We start from the raw sequence: 19199 nt of genomic DNA, 5'->3' as shown, positions 1-19199 counted from the left end.
CCCATGCTCCCCGCGGAAAGCAAGTTCCTGGAGCGGAAAGTAACGGACATTATTTATCATGAAAACAACAACCTATGCGAAAATAACCTTTTCACACTATTCAATGTTCGGCTTTAATTCGGGAGATGATCGTTACGTCCCAGCCTCTGCTGCTATTTTTATTTATCAGGATTACCGTTGCCCCATTCCTCAAGATACGTAATCCGCTCAAGTATCGTAGGATGGCTGTATCTGAAAATTTTCACCAGGCCGGGCGGATTAACCTGGCTCAAGCCGGCTTTCGTCAACTCCTGGAACGTATTGACGGCTGCTTCCGGATTTTCAGTCATTTCAATGGCGTATAAATCAGCATCTTTTTCCTGATGGCGTGAAATGATGTTGGAAAATGGATCTGAGGCAAAAGTAAGCATCCCCATAAGCATCAGAAATAACGGCAATGAAGCAAGCTGCTGTTTTTCGGTGATATTGAGAATATGCCCGAACCGCCTGATCGAAAAATTCATTAACCGGTTGATCAAATATAAACCGATCAGTGTCAAAACAAGGTAGCCGGCAATTCCGACGTAAATATGCTTCATGACGTAATGTCCCATTTCGTGTGCCATGATAAACAGAATTTCTTCCTCACTCAGTTTGTTTAAAGTAGTATCCCAGAGCACAATTCGCGAATTGTCCCCAATTCCGGTTACATATGCGTTTAACGCATTTGTTTTCTCCGACATATTCACTTCAAACACATGCTCTGCCGGGATATCCGCTTTTTCCGCTATAGCAAGGATTTTCGTTTCAAGCTCTTTGTTTTTAAGCGGGGTAAAATCATTGTAGAGCGGATCAATTAGAACGGGCTGGATAAACATTAAAAACAGACTGAACGGAATCGACAGCACCCATGCAAAAAGCCACCACTTCCTGGAAAACTTGCGGATAAGCCCGTACAGCACAGCAACAATTAAAATCATAAACGCATAATTCACCCAGAAATCAATCAATTGATCTTTCATCCATCCAGCAAAGGATTGAGTTGTAATGTGATAAGAAAGCGAGATTTTATAGCGCATCCATTCGATTGGAAACGCACAAAGCGTCACGATAAAAGAAAGCCAGAACACATATACCGCTGTCTGAATCACAAAGAAACGTGAAATCCCTTCAGACCAATGCTGAATTTTCCTTGAAAACCCAATAACTAGAATAACGAAAAAGATAAACCATTCAAATGGCGCTGTTATGAAATAGAGAAAATCCCTAAGCCTGGAATATTCGCCTGACAGGACCAGTTCGCGGCTGTTCATAAACGTATTCGGATCAGCTGAACCTCCCTGAAACTGGGTTGGCAGGGCGGAATCTGCACCCATATAGATATACCAATAAACAAACAGGCCATACAAGAAGTAAATCAGGACTGATACAGTCAGCCATTTGCGCATGATGACGCCCCCTCGAACAAGCTCTTTGTATTAGTGTAGTTCACGACAAAGAGAGTTAGAACTTAAAATTCGGGTTAAAACACGAGGCCGTATACAATCAGCGTCAGGATGGAGCTCATCACAACGACGATGACATTAACACCCAGATAAGCAACGGCAAAAGCTGCAATCGCCCCAGTAATTCCAAACCAGATATCCTCTTGAATAAGAAAAACACCAGGAACAATCAATGCTCCGAGGGTTGCATAAGGAACGTTTCTTAATACATTCTGAACAAAAGGAGGCAGCTCGATACCGCTTAGAGCTACCAGAGGAATCATCCTCGGCAAATAGGTCACAACTGCCATGCCGAAAATCATCATCATGACATTACTGATCATTTTGCCTCTCCTCCTTTTGAATAGATTAGCTCAATTAGAACAGCTGAAAGCAGCGTAGACACGACAATAGCCCATCCAGTTGAAAGGAGCCCTGTCAGGTAAATGAACGAATGAATAACTGCAGCAGTTAATGCTAGAAATACAACTTTCCTCTGCTTTTTCATAGAAGGTACTAAAAGACCGATAAACATCGCGTATAGCGCAACCGACATGCTCTCCTGCAGCGTTTCCGGCAAGTTGGCACCTATCAGATGCCCAACACCTGAAAACACTACCCAGCTTGAATAGGAAATGAAAATAAGCCCAAACATATAACCGGCTGAAACATGCCCTTCTTTCACAGAAGCAACCGAAAACGTTTCGTCTGTAATCCCAAATGAATACAGCGCTTTTTTCCACAAGCTGTCTTCCTCAACCTTTTCATTCAAAGAAGCTGACATCAAAAAATGCCTGATATTCACAATAAAAGTAGTAAAAATAATTTCAAATACTCCGGTGCCGGCTGCAATCAGGCTCAGTGATATGTATTGTGCAGCTCCCGCAAAAACGAAAATACTCATTAAAACGGTTTCGGATAGAGTAAGTCCTATATCACTTGCAAGCAGTCCGAATGTTATAGCAACAGGCATATAGCCAATTGCAATGCTGAGGCCGGCTGTTATTCCTTCAGAAAAATGTGACTGTTTTCTTAAAAATGCTGTTGTTGCCATTGATCTCCCTCTCTCCTTTACGGATAATAAATCAGCAGAAAACAGTTTGCGGCCACATCTGCCTTATTTTCATAAACATGCTCTCGGTTAGCGGTGAATTTAATGGAGTCTCCTTTTTTCAGCTCAAAATGTGCCTCTCCAATAGAAACGGACATTTCTCCTTCACTTACAAACAGATACTCTTCAACTCCGCTTAAATGCTGCTCTGATACATGCTTGCATCCCGGCAGCAGCTCAAGCAGAAAAATTTCAAACTTCTTCTGCTGATCATAAGGAAAATAGGAAAAGACATTGTATAATTCATTCAAATCCTGAACGGCTGTTTTATCCGCCCTGCGTACAACCGCAACACTCGTCTGTTCTTCTTCTACCAGAGACGAAAAAGATACACCAAGTCCGTTCGCAATTTTCCAGAGCGTATTAACGGTCGGACTTGACTGGCCCTTTTCAATCTGTGCAAGCATTCCTTTGCTCACACCAGTAACGGCTGAAAGCTGATCCAAACTGTACTGCCGCATTTTGCGCACATTCTTTAAGTTGATTCCAATTTGTTCCTGCAGTGATTTCATAAGTTCTCCCTTTTAATTTGTTTTATATAGTATACATTCGTATTATATTTTGAACAATATAGAAATAGTAATATTCTGATTTTTGAGACTAAAGTCCATGAAAAGGAATTAGAAAAATTTCGGATTATAAATGTTGTCCGTTCCTTGCAGCGAGAGGAACTTGCTTTCCGCGGGGAGCGTGTGAGCCTCCTCGGCGTGCCTGCGGGGTCTCCCATTTCGCTCTATTTCCCGCAGGAGTCAAGTTCCTTCCGCTGCAATCCACTTAAGGTTTTACCATGTAATCTTAAAGCAAGAATGTTTACGAAAAGACCATAGAAAAAAGACCATAGAAAAAGCGGCCAATCACATGGCCGCTTCCTTCTTATTTCCCTTTAAAAACGGGTTTTCTCTTTTCGCTGAAAGCCGCTAAAGCTTCAATGCGGTCTTCGGTAGGAATCGTTATTTCATAAGCCTTGCGCTCAATATGCAAGCCTGTCTGAAGATCTGCATTCATCCCCTGTTTAATGGCAAATTTAGCCTGCTGCAGAGCAATAGGTCCATTCTTGAGCATTTCTTCTGCAAGCTCGATTGCCGCAGCCATGACATCTGGAGCTGTTTTTGAAACAAGACCATACTCCAGTGCTTGCACTGACGTAATTTTGCGCGCAGTTAAAATAAGCTCAAGCGCTTTAGCCTCGCCGATAATACGCGGAAGGCGCTGCGTTCCCCCTGCACCGGGAATGATGCCAAGGCCTGTTTCGGTCAGCCCGACAGACGTGCCTTCTGCTATCAGTCTGAAATCACATGACAGGGCAAGCTCCATTCCCCCGCCGAATGCATAACCGTTGATGGCTGCAATTGTTGGCTGTGGAAGGGCATCAACCTTTGTGAATACCTCGCCAATTTTATATAGATTCCGTTTTACCTGCTGATCTGTCAGAGTCTTTCTCTCTTTCAGATCGGCGCCTGCACAAAATGCCTTTTCCCCTGCACCTGTAAAAATCACAGCTCTGACTTCAGGATTCGTGCGGATATCTTCAACTGCCGCCTCAAGCTCAAGCAGTGTTTCATAGTTGAAGCAGTTGAATACCTCCGGGCGATTTAACATGACTACGGCCAGGTGCTTTTCTACTGTGTATAAAATGTTGGTCAAAACAGACTTCCTCCTGACTATTTTTGCAGAACTTGATTTTTAAGCGCCCTGCGCAAAATTTTCCCTGTTGTATTTTTAGGAAGTTCTTCTAAAAACTCAATGGAACTTGGAACCTTATACTTAGCTAAATGTTCGCGGCAGTATGCTTTTAATCCTTCTTCTGTCAGTGACTGATCTTTTAAAACAACAAAGCATTTCACAGCTTCTCCCTGGTTTGGATCCGGAACACCGACAACGGCTACTTCCACTACACCAGAATGATTGTAAAGCACTTCCTCAACCTCTCGCGGATAAACATTATATCCGCCGACTATCACCATATCTTTTTTGCGGTCGACAATGGTAAAGTAGCCTTCTTCATCCATTGTGGCAAGATCACCTGTATAAAGCCAGCCATTCCGAATCGTATGGGCTGTTTCTTCAGGCATTTTATAGTACCCCTTCATCACGTTTGGACCTTTAACAATCAGCTCTCCAACTTGTCCATGAGGCACTTCTTCTCCTAATTCATTGACTACTTTATTTTCGACATTCAGAATGTTCGTGCCGATTGATCCTGCTTTTCGCGGACGGTCAAGCGGATTAAAGCACGTAACTGGAGAAGCCTCAGATAATCCATAGCCTTCAGAAATCACGACCTTAAACTTCTGCTCAAATCCTTTTAATAGCGCAACCGGCATAGACGCCCCGCCTGAAATGCAGAGTCTGAGAGACTGCAGATCGTCTGCATCCCCCGCCGCGTGCTGCAAAAGGAAATTATACATTGTCGGCACACCTGCAAAAACAGTAGCTTCATAGGTTTTAATCAGCTTGAACATTTCAGCAGGACTGAAGCGCGGCACAATTAACAGTGTTGCCCCGCTGATTAACGGCGCATTGAGTGATACCGTCAAACAGAAAACGTGGAACATAGGTAAAGTTGCAACCACCTTGTCACCATCATTCATTTTCAAATAAGAACCTACATCTTTTGCATTGCTGTAAAGGTTCTTGTGAGTGAGCATTGCCCCCTTAGGCTTCCCAGTGGTACCTGATGTATATAAAATGACGGCAACATCTTCTTCTGAGAGAATGACCTCTTCCGGCTCTGAAACAGACGAAGCAATTAAACTTGTAAACGATTTCAATTTCGTGCTGATTGAAAGTGCTGAAACATCCAATCCTGATTTTGCATCAGTTGGAGGAATTTCGCATGAAATGATATTCTCAATCATTGGCAAAACAGGATTCATTTTTTCAAATAAAGGCAGCAGAACATCAAGAGTAACAATTGTTTTCACATCACCATTGTTTAAAATATACCCGATTTCATCTGGTGTGTAGATTGGATTGATTGGAATGACTGTAGCGCCAGCCCTCATTGCTCCATATAGCGATATAACAAAATATGGTGAATTTCCAAGCACTAGAGCGAGATGATCCCCTTTTTTCACTCCGAGCTTCTGCAGGCCATCTGCAAATTTGCTGATTAAAACATCCAGTTCCCCATAGGATGTTTCCTTTCCCTCAAAGATAAATGCCGGCTTGTCTCTATACGTTTTTGCGGATAAAGACAGCTGTGATGATAAATTCATTCTCCCACCCCTTGTAAAAATGAATGAATAACCATTCATTTTCTAAAAATTTAAAACTATAAGTCTATTATATTTTATGGAAGAGAAATACTCAACAAACGGCTTGTTTAAATTATTTCAAGAACAAAAGCGCAAGCGCCAAGGCCCGCTCCGACAGGCAGATAAGAATCCGAAAGAAAAGTCCGGGTTTGACTTTTTTGGCGGATTTGTTCTGACCGAGGATCTAGGCGCTTGCGCTTACCGTAGATAACATTATTTAATTATCCAAAACCTTTTACATTTTATAATTTCCTAAGCAAAAAAGATGCCCGATTTACGGACATCCCTTACATGTATTAATACAGCAGATCGATAAACTGATCTTTCTCCACGTTTCCAAAATAGTGTTTGATATCAACGTCCCTGAGAGCAAGTTCAATTGAGGAACGATCATATTGCAGACCTTTTAAACGGTTTTCAATTTCTTCAACATCTCCCACTCCGAAGAAATCGCCAAAAATTTTGCAGTTTTCAATTTGGCCTTTTTTCACTTCCAAACGAACATCGATCTGACCGATTGGAAAACGGTGTGAGTGCTGAAGATTAAAGGTTGGCGATTTGCCGTAATTCCAGTTCCAATTCTGATAACGTTCTTTTGAGAGTTCATTGATTTTTTCCCAGTCTGTTTCTGTCAGTTTGTATTGCGGAATTTCGCCATCTGTATCAAAGATATAACGGAGAATGATCTCTCTGAATTGTTCAATCGTGATCTTTTCTTCCAGAAATTCACTGATGTTTGCTACCCGGCTGCGAATCGATTTTATGCCCTTTGACTCAATCTTGTCTTTTTTTACCACTAGCGCGGAAACAACATTCTCCATCTCTGAATCAAACAGGAGAGTGCCATGGCTGAACATTCTGCCTCTAGTTGAGAACTGTGCATTGCCTGAAATTTTTCTGCCTTCAGCTAAAATATCATTTCTGCCGCTTAGCTCAGCATCTACGCCCAGACGCTTCAACGCACGTGTCACAGGTTCAGTGAATTTCTTGAAATTGTGAAAGCTGTCTCCATCATCTTTCGTGATAAAGCTGAAATTCAAGTTTCCAAGATCGTGGTATACCGCTCCGCCGCCTGATAATCTGCGGACTACATGCAGCCCTTGATCTTCTACATATTTCGTATTAATTTCTTCTATTGTATTTTGATTCTTCCCGATGATGATGGAAGGTTCATTGATATAGAAAAGCAGATAAGTTTGTTCAGGATCTAAGTTTTTCAGGCAATACTCCTCTATGGCCAGATTTATTCTTGGATCCGTAATCCCCTGATTATCGATAAATAGCATGTTTTGTTCCTCCTAATTTTCGTGTGTCCATTTTAAGCCGGCAGCGGCAAGGCGGACAGGACCTTGATAGATGGTCTGAGCTTCTGAGATTAACTCCTGATGATTCCCGAAATGCGGCAAATGAGTAAGCATTAATTCCTTTACGGAAGCGCGATTTGCCAGTTTTGCTGCATCGTAACTATTCATATGGCCTGCACCTGACCCATCCATCTCTCCGTAAAAATTACACTCGCAAAGAAGCAGATCTGCTAGTTTTGAAAAGGGAATAAATTCTTCGATGAAGCTTGAGTCAGCTGTATAAACAACTTCTGCAGCACCGTCAGAAATCCTCATTGCAAAGCAGTCTACCGGGTGCTTCGTTTTTAAGAAACAAATGGTAAAAGGTCCGATTTGAATCTGTTCATTTGGATTATAGGCCTTCCCTATAGTCACGTCTTTATATGTAAGTCTTGCAAATTCCAGCTGATCAGCGGCATGTCCATAAATCGGCAGTGCCCTGCTGTTCTTGTTTAAGTACTTTGCAATCAGTCTTGCAAATTGCAGCGGTCCAACATCTGAAATATGGTCATGGTGATAATGGGAAAGGATGACCGCATCAAGCTCTTCAGGCTTCACATAATTCTGCAGCTGTGATAATACAGCACTTCCGCAGTCTACAAGGAGCCGAAATCCGTCAGATTCAAAAAGATATCCCGATGATGCCTCATTTACAGCTGGATACCCGCCCCAAAAACCAACTACTGTTACCTTCATGACAATCCTCCTTTATTTTTATTCCTACCTCTCAATATACCCATTTTTATAAAAAATTGCATGTTTTATGATATTGTTACAAAACAGATGTTGACATACCACCATCTGTTATAATACAATGACATTAACAACAACTTGGAGGGGATACCAATGTTAGTTAAAATGACTGAATTTTTCAAAAACCTGCCTGCTAAGAAGTGCTTGGAGTGCGGGGATAAAATTGAAGAACAGCATGAGTGTTACGGCAATACATGCGATAAATGCATGAAAATCAACCACATTTAACCTTCGTTCATCCTAACAATACCTATATTTTGGAGAAAGAATGTTACGTTCTTTCTCTTTTTTTATGCAATAAAAAAAGACACTGAGAAATCAGTGCCTTTTCTTCTTCTATTAAACTTCTCTGTCCCAATGACGATGCTCGGCTGCTGCTGCAATAAATGCATCAGAGAAAGTCGCCGCTTTTTCTGCTTCTTCAGCAACTACTACGCCAGAACCATTGCTGATTCCGGCTGATTCAAGAATTTCAGCCGCTTCATAAGCTGCTCCGATTGCTTTAAAATGGCTGAAGCCTTCTTTCAAGAAAGCAGCAGCTTCTTTCTTCTGAAGCAAGAGATCCCGGCTTTTCGTTCCTCCTGCAACGTAAATCGCGTCAAATAAGACGGAATCACTAGTAAGGAAAGTATGGTCCACTTCAAGTTGATGGCCGTCATCACTTTTAAGCGGGCTCAGTGTATGACTGACCACCTCTGGCGTCATGCCTGCTTCTTCCAAAGAACTTAGGAATGGATTTAGCTGAGCTGCATTGTACCCGTCCTCAGCGAGAACAGCTACTTTACGTGTATCAGGCACTTTGATTGTTTTTTCCTGACTGAGTGCAGGAGACGAGTTCGTTACACCTGACTCTGCTGTCTCCTTATTGACCGATGCCCCAATGCCTGCTGCCACTTCTTCTGCAAGCTTCATGTCTATGGCACTGATCATGTCAACAACCTGCTGCTGAACATCTTTGCTTTTTACTTTACCAAGTTCAAAGCGGAAAGCTGTAGTGATATGCTGCTTTTCAATTTCTGTCATGCTGTTCCAGAACAGTTTAGCCTGTGAAAAATGATCCTTAAAGCTTTCACTGCGCTGTCGGATCTTACTTCCCTCTACCTTTTCCTGATAATGAACATAGCCGCCTTCTTCCTCAGTTGCCGGACGAGGGTCATTTTGAGCAAGTGAGTTTTTATGATAAGCGGTCTGACCGCGATTAATCGTCATCCGGTGCATGCCGTCTCTTTGATTGTTATGGAACGGACAGACGGGACGATTGATCGGAAGCTCATGAAAGTTTGGACCGCCAAGTCTCGAGAGCTGAGTATCTGTATATGAAAATAAACGGCCCTGAAGTAATGGATCATTTGAAAAATCAATGCCTGGCACTACACTTCCAGGATGGAACGCAACCTGCTCAGTTTCTGCAAATACATTATCCTGATTGCGGTCCAGCGTCATTTTTCCAATCAATTTTACAGGAACGATTTCCTCCGGCCATAGTTTTGTCGGATCGAGAACGTCAAAGTCGAAGTTAAACTCATCCGCTTCTTCTATGATTTGAACGCCTAGCTCATACTCTGGATAATCTCCATTTTCAATCGCTTCATAGAGATCTCTTCTATGAAAATCCGGATCTTTTCCCGCAAGCTTTTGAGCTTCATCCCACACAAGAGAATGAACGCCAAGCTTCGGCTTCCAGTGGAATTTCACAAAACGGCCCTTTCCTTCCTCATTTACAAATCTGAAGGTATGGACGCCAAATCCTTCCATCATCCGGTAGCTTCTCGGGATCGCCCTGTCTGACATTGCCCACATAATCATATGTGCTGATTCCTGATTGTTTGCAATAAAATCCCAAAACGTATCATGAGCGGAAGAAGCCTGAGGCATTTCATTATGCGGTTCTGGTTTTAAAGCATGAACCAGATCCGGAAACTTGATTGCATCCTGAATGAAGAAAACCGGAATATTATTTCCTACTAGATCATAATTTCCTTCCTCTGTATAAAACTTCGTTGCAAATCCCCTGGCATCCCTTACCGTATCACCTGAACCCCTTGAACCCGCAACCGTTGAAAACCGGACAAATACAGGCGTTTTAACAGAGGGATCCTGAAGAAATTTAGCCTTTGTGAATTCTTTCATCGGCTCGTAGACCTGAAAATAACCATGAGCCCCATAGCCCATAGCATGCACAATACGCTCAGGAATGCGCTCGTGATCAAAATGAGTCATCTTTTCCCTGAAATGAAAATCTTCCATCAAAGTAGGTCCACGTACACCCGCTTTTAAAGAATGCTCATCATCTGAAACACGCAGACCCTGATTCGTGGTCATTTTCTTTCCCGTATCATCTACCCGGTACGCTTCTAACTGTTCATCCTTGCTGTTTTTAGAATGCTTGTCCAATTGATTCATTCCTTCCGTCCTATTATATGTACTCTATTGAATTACCACATAATTCCGGCAATGAAACCCGAATTTCTTAGATTCCTTGCATCAAAAAAGACACTGCCATTAAAACAGTGTCCTTAGCTCTCTATTCTTTGACTAATTTCTCATCTAAACTTTCACAATCTCCCTGCTCACAGTCGAATCCCTCACAATAAGTTTCAGAGGAAACTGGTAAATTTCAAGGGAATGATAGATTTTCCTGTTAATTTTATCAATCATCACATCCATTGCTTTTTTAGCCATTTCGCAGACAGGCTGGTGAACGGTTGTAATCATTGGATCAAGCAATTCCGTAATCGCCTGGTTATCAAAGCCCACGACGGCAAGCTCATCCGGCACGTTCCAGCCATGCTTTCTTGCTTCAGAGATGATTCCTGCTGCTACTTCATCAGCACCAGTAAAAACAGCTGTTGGTTTCTCGTGCAGCTCTTTTAATTCGCGGAAAACTCTCTTTCCATCTTCAATATTAAATGCGTCCCTGAACGCGGCATTTTCGTCAAAAGGCAGTCCTGCTTCTGCTAAGGCTTGTTTAAATCCTCTCTCCCGCTCTTTGGCAACATTGCTTCTGTGCCCTCCGCAGCAATAGGCGATATGTTTGTGGCCTTGCTCAATCAAGTGCTTTGTCGCTATGTAGCCTCCAAATGCCTGATCTAGCCTGATCATAGGAACTTTTGCATTTTCCTCGAACTCATTGCACAATACGATTGGACCATACTCCATATACGGTTCGATTTTGCTCCAGTCATTTTCAAGGGATGCAAGGATAACGCCATCAACCTGCTTTGTTTTAAGCAGGTTTAAATATTTTAGTTCTTTGGTTTTAGAATATTGTGTCTGGCAAACAATCAGCTGGTAGTTTCTCTCAGACGAAGCAATCTCCAATGACTCAATGAACTGGCTGAAAAAAGGATTGAGAACTCTTGGAATGAACACTGCTATAATTTCTGTTTTTTGATTGCGGAGACTTCTGGCGGATGAATTAGGTACATAACCCAGTTCTTCCATTGCTTCTAATACAACCCTTTTTTTAGATTCAGATACATACGGATGGTTGTTGATGACTCGTGATACCGTGGTTCTGGACAGTCCTGCAAGTCTGGCAACATCCTCAATTGTAGACACTTGCTTTCCCCCTCATCTTGCGAACGAATGGTGTCTCTATACAAATGAAATCGTTCTCATTTTCCATTATATTTCAAAATGTAAGGGCTTTCAATATATAAAACTATTGAATCTTATCTCTGCCGGTTCACTCCTGGATCATTCATAATAAAAAAACGCCTAAAGCATTCGCTTTAGACGTTTTTCCTTTATACAGCTAATTCTTTTGCTACTTCTCTTTTATTCTTTCTTAAAGCGAAGAAGAAATAAGCAATTGTGCCAATCATCATAGCAGCGATAAAGATCGCCAAAATGCCTGCCTGCTGCCACATGAAGGCAAAATCACCAGATGAGATGACTGCTTTAAAGCCAGAGACTGAATAAGTCATAGGCAGCCATGCATTAAAGATCTGCAGCGCATTTGGAATCAGTTCAAGCGGGAATGTTCCTGCGCTTGTTGTAAGCTGTAAAATCAGGATGATGATCGCAACAAATCTGCCCGGATCGCCTAATGTTGTCACTAAGAATTGTACCAGTGTAATGAAAGTCAGACTCGTAATGATGCTGAATAAAATGAAATATGGAACACTTTGTACTTCAATGTTTAATCCATATAATAAGACTGCATCTGCAAGCAATGCCTGAATGACGCCAATGACTGCGAGAATGCCGAACTTGCTCATAAACCAGCCGATTGCACTTTTAGGAACGCCAGCCGCCTGTCTCAATGGGAAGACAATTGAAAGCAGCAATGCCCCAACAAATAAACCAAGTGACAAGAAGTAAGGTGCAAAGCCCGTTCCATAGTTAGGAACCGCATTGACTTTTTCATCTTTTACTTTAACAGGTTCGGAAATCATGTCGTATGTCTTATCTGAACCGCCTGTGTCTTTTGTTTCTTCTGCGGCTTCTCCAAGTTTAGAAGAAAGTTCCCCAGTTCCATCTGAAAGTTTGCCTACACCTTCATCTACTTTTCCAGCACCGTCAGCAAGCTGATTTGTACCGTCTTGAAGAGCAGATGAACCGTCTGCAAGCTTAGAAATTCCTGAATTGAGTTCACCGCTGCCGGCTGAAAGTTTTGCAGATCCAGCTTTTGCTTCAGCGAATTTCTGATTATATGTTTCTAATCCGTTTGTAAGCTTCTGCTGACCGGTTAAAAGCTTGCCTGAACCGTCGTATAAAGCTTCTTGGCCTGCAACAAGCTGATCTAAAGCAGTTTCAACTTGTTTTTGACCGGCTGCAAGCTGGCCGGATTTTTCAGATAGGGCAGCAGCGCCAGCTTGAAGTTTGTTTGCTCCTGCTGATAGCTCGCCGGATTTTTCAGATAGTGTTGCAACACCTGTTTGAAGCTTGTTTGCTCCTGCTGATAGCTGACCGGATTTTTCAGATAGTGCTGCCGCACCTGATTGAAGCTTGTTTGCTCCTGCTGATAGCTCTCCAAGACTGCTTTCAAGCTTCTTGCTTCCTTGGGATAATTGATTGACACCTTTGGCTGCCTCAATTAACTTTTGTTTCTCTGCTTCCGGCAATGGCATTTTTTCAATTTGAGGAATCATAGCAGCCATCTGATCATTTAATGAAGATAATCCTGCAGATAACTCCGCAGCCCCTGCTTGTGCAGCCTGATTACCATCAGAAAGACGATTTAAGCCTCCTGAAAGTTCTCCTGCACCGGCTGATAATGCTTTACTGCCGTCAGTAAGCTGATTTAAACCGCTTGATAATTCTCCTGCACCGGCTGATAATGCTTTATTGCCTTCAGCCAGCTGATTTAAACCGCCTGAAAGCTCTCCCGCACCTGCACTGAGCTTAGCTGAACCGTCTGTTAACTGCGGAGCTGATTCCTGCAGCTTTTCCATTCCTGCAAGAGATGTACCCAATCCTTCGTTCAGCTTAACGGTCCCTGCTTCTGCTTCAGAAGAACCGCTCTGAAGCTGCTTTCCGCCGTCCTGCAGCTGACCAAGCCCGCTGTCCAAGCTTTTAATGCCGTTTGACAATTCCTTAGAACCGGCAGATGCACTATTCAATCCATCTTTGAAGGTGATTGATTTCTCAGCCAAAAGTTGAAGATTTTCCTTCAGTTTGCCAGATCCGTCTTTCAATTCGCCAACACCGTTATTTATCTCGCTGGCACCGTCACTTGCCTGGCCGATGCCGTCTGCAAGCTTATCAATGTTTTCGAAAATACTTTCTGCATAGGTTTTCGTAATCGTATTTGAGACTTCTTCTTTTATTTGAGCAACAGCCGTTCCGCCAATCTGCCCTGATAAAAAGTTAAAGCCTTCATTCGGAACGTATTTTAATTCCAAAGACTGAGGATCTTCATCCATTAGAGTTGTTGCATTCTCGGAAAAGTCCTCAGGAATTTCAATCATCATATAATATTGTTCATTTTCAAGGCCTCTTACCGCTTCATCCTTTGAGACAAAATCCCATTTGAACTTTGGATTATCCCTTAAATTATCAACCAGATCTGATCCAATCTTCAAATCGGTTCCCTCGTAATCCGCCCCGGTGTCTTCATTAACTACTGCAACCGGCAGCTGATCTAATTGTTCATATGGATCCCAAAACGCCCATAGAAACATTCCGGCGTACATTAGCGGAATAAATAAAACAGCGAGTACTGGAATAAGAACTTTTTTGTTGGAAACTAATGCTTTCCATTCTTTCGCTATTAAGCTCATTCAAAAATCTCCTCCTATAAAAATACATATTGACCAATTTGTTCATTTAGTCAATTCAGTTTAAAAAAATAGAGGACCATCTATTTTGACAATCCTTTTAATAAGTAAAGCTGAAAAAGATCTGCTATTTCCGCCTTTTCAAGCGGCTGATGATGTTTTTCCCAATCAAAAATAAGGGAAATGTAAAGCTTCACCATCACAAATGCCGTTACTTCAGGATTGCATTCCCGAAGCTCGCCTTTTGAAACGGCAGCTTCAATTTTTGAAGCAATAAACTGCAGTATCATTTTCTCAAGGCGCTGCACAACTTCCTGCACAGCCGGAGTGCCAACATCTGTGCTTTCCTGAAAGATTTTGATTGTGAACTGATGTTTTTTCCGAAATTCAAGCAGACTGTATAGAGCACGATGTACATTTTCGAAAAAAGGCAGATCATCATCCATTGCTTTTTCTGCTTCCATTTTCATTTCAGCAAGAAGCGTGGATACAATCTCATCAAAGAGTTCTTCCTTGTTTTTAAAAAAAGTGTAGATGGTCCCTTTGCCAACGTTGGCAAGCTTCGCAACAGAGTCCATTGTTGTAGCTTTATAGCCAAACTGTGTAAACGACCTCTTTGCAGCCTCCACAATTAAATGTTTTCGATCAATGCTCAATCGGCTAACCTCCATCGAAATGACCAAATGACAAATATGGTCAATTAGTACAGAATTTAATATATCACAGGAATTTCCCTTAATCAAGATTAAACATTTAGAAAAGCGGAAGCGCCTTGGTCAGATCCGACAGGCAGATAAGGATCCGACAGAAAAGTCCGGGTTTGACTTTTTTGTCGGATCCGTTCTGACCGAGGATCTAGGCGCTGGAGCTAGACATAGACCCAAAAGACTATATAAATTCTGATACTAAAAAAACAACTCTCTTTTAAAGAGTTGCCTTTTTGAGATACTCCAATGCATTATCAACAGCCATTTTTCCCTGATCAATACAATCAGGAATGCCTACGCCGGAATAGGAAGCGCCTGCTAAAAACACACCAGGATAAGAATTCATAATTTTTGTTTTCACCTCAAGAATTTCTTCCTGATGACCGACATTATATTGCGGCATCGCTTCTTTCCATCTTGAAACGACAGTGAATTCAGGTTTCTTATCTATTTTCATGATTTTGTTTAAATCCTCTAAAACAGCACTGATAATTTCATGATCAGGCTGTTCCACAATTGCCTGATCACCTGCTTTGCCTACATATGCCCGGATCAGAGCTTTTCCTGCCGGAACGGTATGAGGCCATTTCCGATGCGTCCATGTGCAGGCAGTAATCGTGTAATCGCCATTTCTGGAAATGACAAATCCTGTTCCATTGCCTTCAATATCAACGGCTTCTTCCGGAAAAGCCATAGCGACAGTCGCAACTGATGTTGAAGGCATTTCCTGCATATACTGATAATTTTCTTTGTCAGGCAGCATGTTCGCTGTCTGCTGATGTGGGGTTGTGAGAATAACAGAATCTGCTTCGACCATTTCCCCATTGCTCAGCATTAGAAGATATCCAGCAGATTTTTTCACTATGCTCTCCACTTTGACGCCTTTTAATATCTTCGTATCGTCAAGCTTGCTTTCCGCGGCATCCACCAAACTCTGCAGTCCGCCTTTTACCGTTTGAAAAATACCTTTTTTACGTGCAGGTTCATGTTTCTGGTTCAATGCGGGCAGTCCTTTTTTCATCCCAAGTATCAAACTGCGGTGATCCTGCTCTACTTTATGAAATTGAGGAAACGTCGACATTAAACTCAGCTTGTCTATATCTCCTGCATAAATCCCTGAAAGAAGAGGCTCAATCAGATTTTCGACAACTTCATTCCCAAGACGCCTTCTGAAAAAATGACCAAGTGATTGATCACCTGTCTCTCTTTTCGCAGGAAGGATAAAATCACCGGCAGCTCTTGCTTTCCCCAAAATGGAAAATAACCCTGTTGTAACAAAAGGAAGGATTTGTGTAGGGATTCCCATTACAGCACCTGCCGGAATCGGATGAAGCCGATCTCCTACAAGGACATATGATCTTCCTGTTGCATTGTTTACGAGCTCTGACGCAAGTCCAACATCTTTGACAAACTGCGGTGCACTCGCTTTTCTTTCAAGAAAAGAATCAGGTCCGCGTTCTATGATAAATCCATCCTTATGGACAGTCTGGATCTTCCCCCCAAGTCTCGGACTTGCTTCGATCAAGATTGACTCTGCCTGCAGGTTGTTTTCCTGTATTTCTTTTTGCAAGTAAAATGCCGCGGATAATCCAGTTATCCCTCCGCCAATGATGACAACTTTCTTTTTCTTGTCAGTCATTGTTTATCGCCTTCTTTATTGTTTACTTTTTCAAAGATAATTCTTTTAAGACAACTGTTGACAGACAGTCGATGAATTCATCCTTGGCATTCGGCATTTCCGGTCTGTAATACTTCGCGCCAAGTTCGTCTGTAACAACTTTACATTCATAATCATTATCAAATAAAACCTCTAGATGATCTGCAACGAAGCCGACTGGAATATAGACAAACGTACGGTATCCTTTTTGTTCATATAGATCTCTGGTTAAATCCTGTACATCTGGTCCAAGCCACGGTTCAGGCGTATTGCCTGCACTCTGCCAGCCGATCTCATAGTTTTCAATGCCGGCAGCTCCTGCGATCAGATCTGCTGTTTCCTGAAGCTGGTTAGGATACGGATCACCCGCTGCTATAATCTTTTCAGGCAGGCTGTGGGCAGATACGATTAAGACAGCCTTTTCCCGTTCTTCTGAAGTCATCGATGAATAAGTTTCTTTCACTTTTTTCGTCCAGTAATCAATAAATTTAGGCTCTTTATACCAGCTCTCAACCGATGTAATCGTCAGTCCGCCAAGATTTGCTGCTTCCTGCTTTGCCCGTCCGTTATATGATTTGACGCTGAAAGTGGAGAAATGAGGAGCAAGCACGATGCTGACAGCTTCTTCAATGCCGTCTTCCTTCATCTGCTTTACTGCATCTTCTACGAAAGGCTCAATATGTTTGAGTCCCAGATACATTTTAAATTCCACTTCATCCTGAACAGCATTTAAATGTTCTTCAAGGGATTTGGCTTGATCCAATGTAATTTTAGCTAGAGGAGAAATGCCGCCAATTGCTTCGTAGCGGTCCTTTAAATCCTGAAGCATTTCAGGAGCAGGCGGACGGCCGTGTCTAATATGTGTGTAATAGCGTTCAATGTCTTCCTCTTTATATGGAGTTCCGTATGCCATAACGAGCAGACCCATTGTTTTCTTTGTCATTTTCCTACACCTCTTTGGTTAGTTATAAGATCTAGTCTTATTTTGCCATTACTCAGGGCAAGATTCCAAATCAGATGCTCTTCGCACGCTTGGCAGTTTTTGTATAATCATGAATGAAACCTGTTAATTTTCTGAGAACATCCGGATTAACAGAAGGGAATACACCATGTCCAAGGTTGAAAATATAACCGTCCTGCTTCATTCCCTGATCAAGAATGTTTTTAGCCCGCTCCTCAATCACTTCCCAAGGGGCTAGAAGGATCGCAGGATCAAGATTTCCCATTAATGTTTTTGTAAGTCCCATGGAGCGTGCCTGATCTACTTGCAGTCTCCAATCAAGTCCGACTACATCAAGCGGCAGGTCATGCCATTCATGTGCAAGGTGGCTTGCTCCCACGCCGAACATAATCATCGGAACATTTTCTTCCTTCATCGAGGTAAAAATGCGCTCCATGACAGGTTTAATAAAGTAGCGATAATCTGATTCATTTAACGCGCCGACCCATGAATCAAAAATTTGAATCGCTTTTGCCCCTGCTTTAATTTGAGCCTTCAAGTAAATAATGGTCATGTCTGCAAGCTTGTCCATAAGCGTAAACCACGCTTTCGGCTCAGCGTACATAAATGCCTTTGTTTTGTTGTAGTTTTTAGACGGTCCGCCTTCAATCATGTAGCTTGCCATCGTAAATGGAGCTCCGGCAAATCCGATTAAAGGAACATTCAATTGCTCTGTTGTCAGCAATTTAATCGTATCAAGCACATATGGAATGTCGCTTTCAGGGTCGATTTCGCCAAGCTTTTCAACGTCTGACAGCGACCTGATTGGATTATCAATAACAGGGCCAATACCTGACTTGATTTCAACATCTACCCCAATAGATGGAAGCGGTGTCATGATATCCTTATATAAAATAGCCGCGTCCACACCATACTGCTCTACCGGCAGTCTTGTGACATATGCACACAGCTCGGGCTGATGCGTAATCTCAAACAGACTGTATTTTTCTTTAATAGCACGGTACTCCGGCTGCGACCTTCCTGCCTGCCTCATATACCATACAGGAACATGATCTGTTTTTTCACCTCTGCACGCCCTAAGGAATGTATCATTAAACTGCTTTGTATCCGTCATAAATCCTCAAATCCACCTTTCTATGTAAAACAAACACGCTATCCTATGTTTTTGCTCCTTACACTATAACTGTTTCACCCCTGCTTGTATAGATTTCACAAATAAATGTCAATAAATTGACACTGAAACCCAGAAAAGCGGAACCGACTGTTCAGATCCGACAGACAGATAAGGATCCGGCTGAAAAGGCGCTTTTTGCCTTTACAGACGGAGCCGTTCTGGCCGAGGAGCTAGGAGGTGGAGCTGGACACCACGAAAAGCGGAACCGACTGTTCAGATCCGACAGACAGATAAGAATTCACCCGAAAAGTCCGGTTTTGACTTTTTGGGGGAATTTGTTCTGGCCGAGGGACTAGGAGGCGGAGCTAGACATCACCGAAAAGCGGAATCGCCCGTTTAGCGCAGGCAGACAGATAAGGATCCGACAGAAAAGGCGCTTTTTGCCAATACTTGCGGATCCGTTCTGGCCGAGGAGCTGGGCGATGGAGCTAGACACCACCGAAAAGCGGAGCCGACTGTTCAGGCTCAGGCAGACAGAAAAGGATCCGGCAGAAAAGTCCCGTTTTGACTTAACTGCCAGATCCGTCCTGATCAATAGGAAAGCTGCCA

At 42.5% G+C, this 19199-nt stretch carries 16 protein-coding genes; 1 reads left to right on the top strand and 15 read right to left on the bottom strand.

The window, feature by feature from the left end; all coding sequences use genetic code 11:
* Positions 1-158: 158 nt before the first annotated feature.
* The 8 genes from AC3ISE_RS04610 to AC3ISE_RS04575 all read right to left on the bottom strand — a co-directional run bounded on the left by AC3ISE_RS04610 (position 159) and on the right by AC3ISE_RS04575 (position 7870).
* On the bottom strand, positions 159-1427 hold the full coding sequence (locus AC3ISE_RS04610) for a M48 family metallopeptidase (RefSeq protein ID WP_489223219.1): 1269 nt from the start codon (positions 1425-1427) through the stop codon (positions 159-161).
* 74 nt (positions 1428-1501) lie between these two features.
* Entirely contained in the window at positions 1502-1807 is a 306-nt protein-coding gene (locus AC3ISE_RS04605) for an AzlD domain-containing protein (RefSeq protein ID WP_489223218.1), read from the bottom strand.
* Positions 1804-2517 (bottom strand): AzlC family ABC transporter permease, encoded by a 714-nt coding sequence (locus AC3ISE_RS04600; RefSeq protein WP_489223217.1) that lies wholly within the window; start codon positions 2515-2517, stop codon positions 1804-1806. The genes AC3ISE_RS04605 and AC3ISE_RS04600 overlap by 4 nt, the downstream gene beginning before the upstream one ends.
* A gap of 17 nt (positions 2518-2534) precedes the next feature.
* Positions 2535-3086: a helix-turn-helix domain-containing protein gene (locus AC3ISE_RS04595; protein WP_489223216.1), complete on the bottom strand. Its 552-nt coding sequence runs from the start codon at positions 3084-3086 to the stop codon at positions 2535-2537.
* A 361-nt stretch (positions 3087-3447) separates the two neighbouring features.
* Positions 3448-4218 carry an enoyl-CoA hydratase-related protein gene (locus tag AC3ISE_RS04590; protein ID WP_489223215.1) on the bottom strand — a complete coding sequence of 257 codons (771 nt, stop codon included), beginning with the start codon at positions 4216-4218 and terminating at the stop codon, positions 3448-3450.
* 17 nt (positions 4219-4235) lie between these two features.
* Positions 4236-5792, bottom strand: coding sequence for a fatty acid--CoA ligase family protein (locus AC3ISE_RS04585; RefSeq protein ID WP_489223214.1), 1557 nt, complete (start codon positions 5790-5792; stop codon positions 4236-4238).
* Between the two features lie 335 nt (positions 5793-6127).
* Complete coding sequence (gene lplA / locus AC3ISE_RS04580; RefSeq protein ID WP_489223213.1) at positions 6128-7117, bottom strand: lipoate--protein ligase; 990 nt, start codon at positions 7115-7117, stop codon at positions 6128-6130.
* A gap of 12 nt (positions 7118-7129) precedes the next feature.
* Complete coding sequence (locus tag AC3ISE_RS04575; RefSeq protein WP_489223212.1) at positions 7130-7870, bottom strand: MBL fold metallo-hydrolase; 741 nt, start codon at positions 7868-7870, stop codon at positions 7130-7132.
* Between the two features lie 150 nt (positions 7871-8020).
* Here AC3ISE_RS04575 and yhfH point away from each other — a divergent pair, with 150 nt between their 5' ends.
* On the top strand, positions 8021-8155 hold the full coding sequence (gene yhfH / locus AC3ISE_RS04570; RefSeq protein WP_070879296.1) for a protein YhfH: 135 nt from the start codon (positions 8021-8023) through the stop codon (positions 8153-8155).
* Positions 8156-8266: 111 nt separating this feature from the next.
* Here the strand turns inward: yhfH and AC3ISE_RS04565 are convergent, their stop codons facing one another.
* From AC3ISE_RS04565 to hemE, 7 genes are all read right to left on the bottom strand, one after another.
* Entirely contained in the window at positions 8267-10330 is a 2064-nt protein-coding gene (locus AC3ISE_RS04565; protein ID WP_489223211.1) for a catalase, read from the bottom strand.
* A gap of 144 nt (positions 10331-10474) precedes the next feature.
* Positions 10475-11488 (bottom strand): LacI family DNA-binding transcriptional regulator, encoded by a 1014-nt coding sequence (locus AC3ISE_RS04560; protein WP_489223210.1) that lies wholly within the window; start codon positions 11486-11488, stop codon positions 10475-10477.
* Between the two features lie 188 nt (positions 11489-11676).
* A complete protein-coding gene (locus AC3ISE_RS04555) occupies positions 11677-14154 on the bottom strand; it encodes a YhgE/Pip family protein (protein ID WP_489223209.1) in 2478 nt (825 codons plus the stop codon).
* 80 nt (positions 14155-14234) lie between these two features.
* Positions 14235-14807, bottom strand: a complete 573-nt coding sequence (locus tag AC3ISE_RS04550; protein WP_489223208.1) for a TetR/AcrR family transcriptional regulator — start codon at positions 14805-14807, stop codon at positions 14235-14237.
* Positions 14808-15075: 268 nt separating this feature from the next.
* Complete coding sequence (gene hemY / locus AC3ISE_RS04545; RefSeq protein WP_489223207.1) at positions 15076-16497, bottom strand: protoporphyrinogen oxidase; 1422 nt, start codon at positions 16495-16497, stop codon at positions 15076-15078.
* 22 nt (positions 16498-16519) lie between these two features.
* Positions 16520-17458, bottom strand: a complete 939-nt coding sequence (hemH, locus tag AC3ISE_RS04540; RefSeq protein ID WP_489223206.1) for a ferrochelatase — start codon at positions 17456-17458, stop codon at positions 16520-16522.
* 70 nt (positions 17459-17528) lie between these two features.
* The gene (gene hemE / locus AC3ISE_RS04535) at positions 17529-18590 is read right to left on the bottom strand and encodes a uroporphyrinogen decarboxylase (RefSeq protein ID WP_191556195.1); all 1062 of its coding nucleotides are present in this window, start codon (positions 18588-18590) and stop codon (positions 17529-17531) included.
* Positions 18591-19199: the final 609 nt, after the last annotated feature.

The organism is Metabacillus sp. KH_069 (assembly GCF_057838075.1).
The sequence above is the reverse complement of the archived record's forward strand: the minus strand, read 5'-3'. Positions and strand labels throughout refer to the sequence as shown.

Bases quoted from the DNA above. Each gene is read 5' to 3' on its own strand.
- AC3ISE_RS04555 (WP_489223209.1), bottom strand. From the start codon at position 14,154: ATGAGCTTAATAGCGAAAGAATGGAAAGCATTAGTTTCCAACAAAAAA.
- hemE (WP_191556195.1), bottom strand. From the start codon at position 18,590: ATGACGGATACAAAGCAGTTTAATGATACATTCCTTAGGGCGTGCAGA.
- AC3ISE_RS04610 (WP_489223219.1), bottom strand. From the start codon at position 1,427: ATGCGCAAATGGCTGACTGTATCAGTCCTGATTTACTTCTTGTATGGC.
- AC3ISE_RS04565 (WP_489223211.1), bottom strand. From the start codon at position 10,330: ATGAATCAATTGGACAAGCATTCTAAAAACAGCAAGGATGAACAGTTA.
- lplA (WP_489223213.1), bottom strand. From the start codon at position 7,117: ATGCTATTTATCGATAATCAGGGGATTACGGATCCAAGAATAAATCTG.
- yhfH (WP_070879296.1), top strand. From the start codon at position 8,021: ATGTTAGTTAAAATGACTGAATTTTTCAAAAACCTGCCTGCTAAGAAG.
- hemY (WP_489223207.1), bottom strand. From the start codon at position 16,497: ATGACTGACAAGAAAAAGAAAGTTGTCATCATTGGCGGAGGGATAACT.
- hemH (WP_489223206.1), bottom strand. From the start codon at position 17,458: ATGACAAAGAAAACAATGGGTCTGCTCGTTATGGCATACGGAACTCCA.
- AC3ISE_RS04605 (WP_489223218.1), bottom strand. From the start codon at position 1,807: ATGATCAGTAATGTCATGATGATGATTTTCGGCATGGCAGTTGTGACC.
- AC3ISE_RS04575 (WP_489223212.1), bottom strand. From the start codon at position 7,870: ATGAAGGTAACAGTAGTTGGTTTTTGGGGCGGGTATCCAGCTGTAAAT.
- AC3ISE_RS04585 (WP_489223214.1), bottom strand. From the start codon at position 5,792: ATGAATTTATCATCACAGCTGTCTTTATCCGCAAAAACGTATAGAGAC.
- AC3ISE_RS04595 (WP_489223216.1), bottom strand. From the start codon at position 3,086: ATGAAATCACTGCAGGAACAAATTGGAATCAACTTAAAGAATGTGCGC.
- AC3ISE_RS04600 (WP_489223217.1), bottom strand. From the start codon at position 2,517: ATGGCAACAACAGCATTTTTAAGAAAACAGTCACATTTTTCTGAAGGA.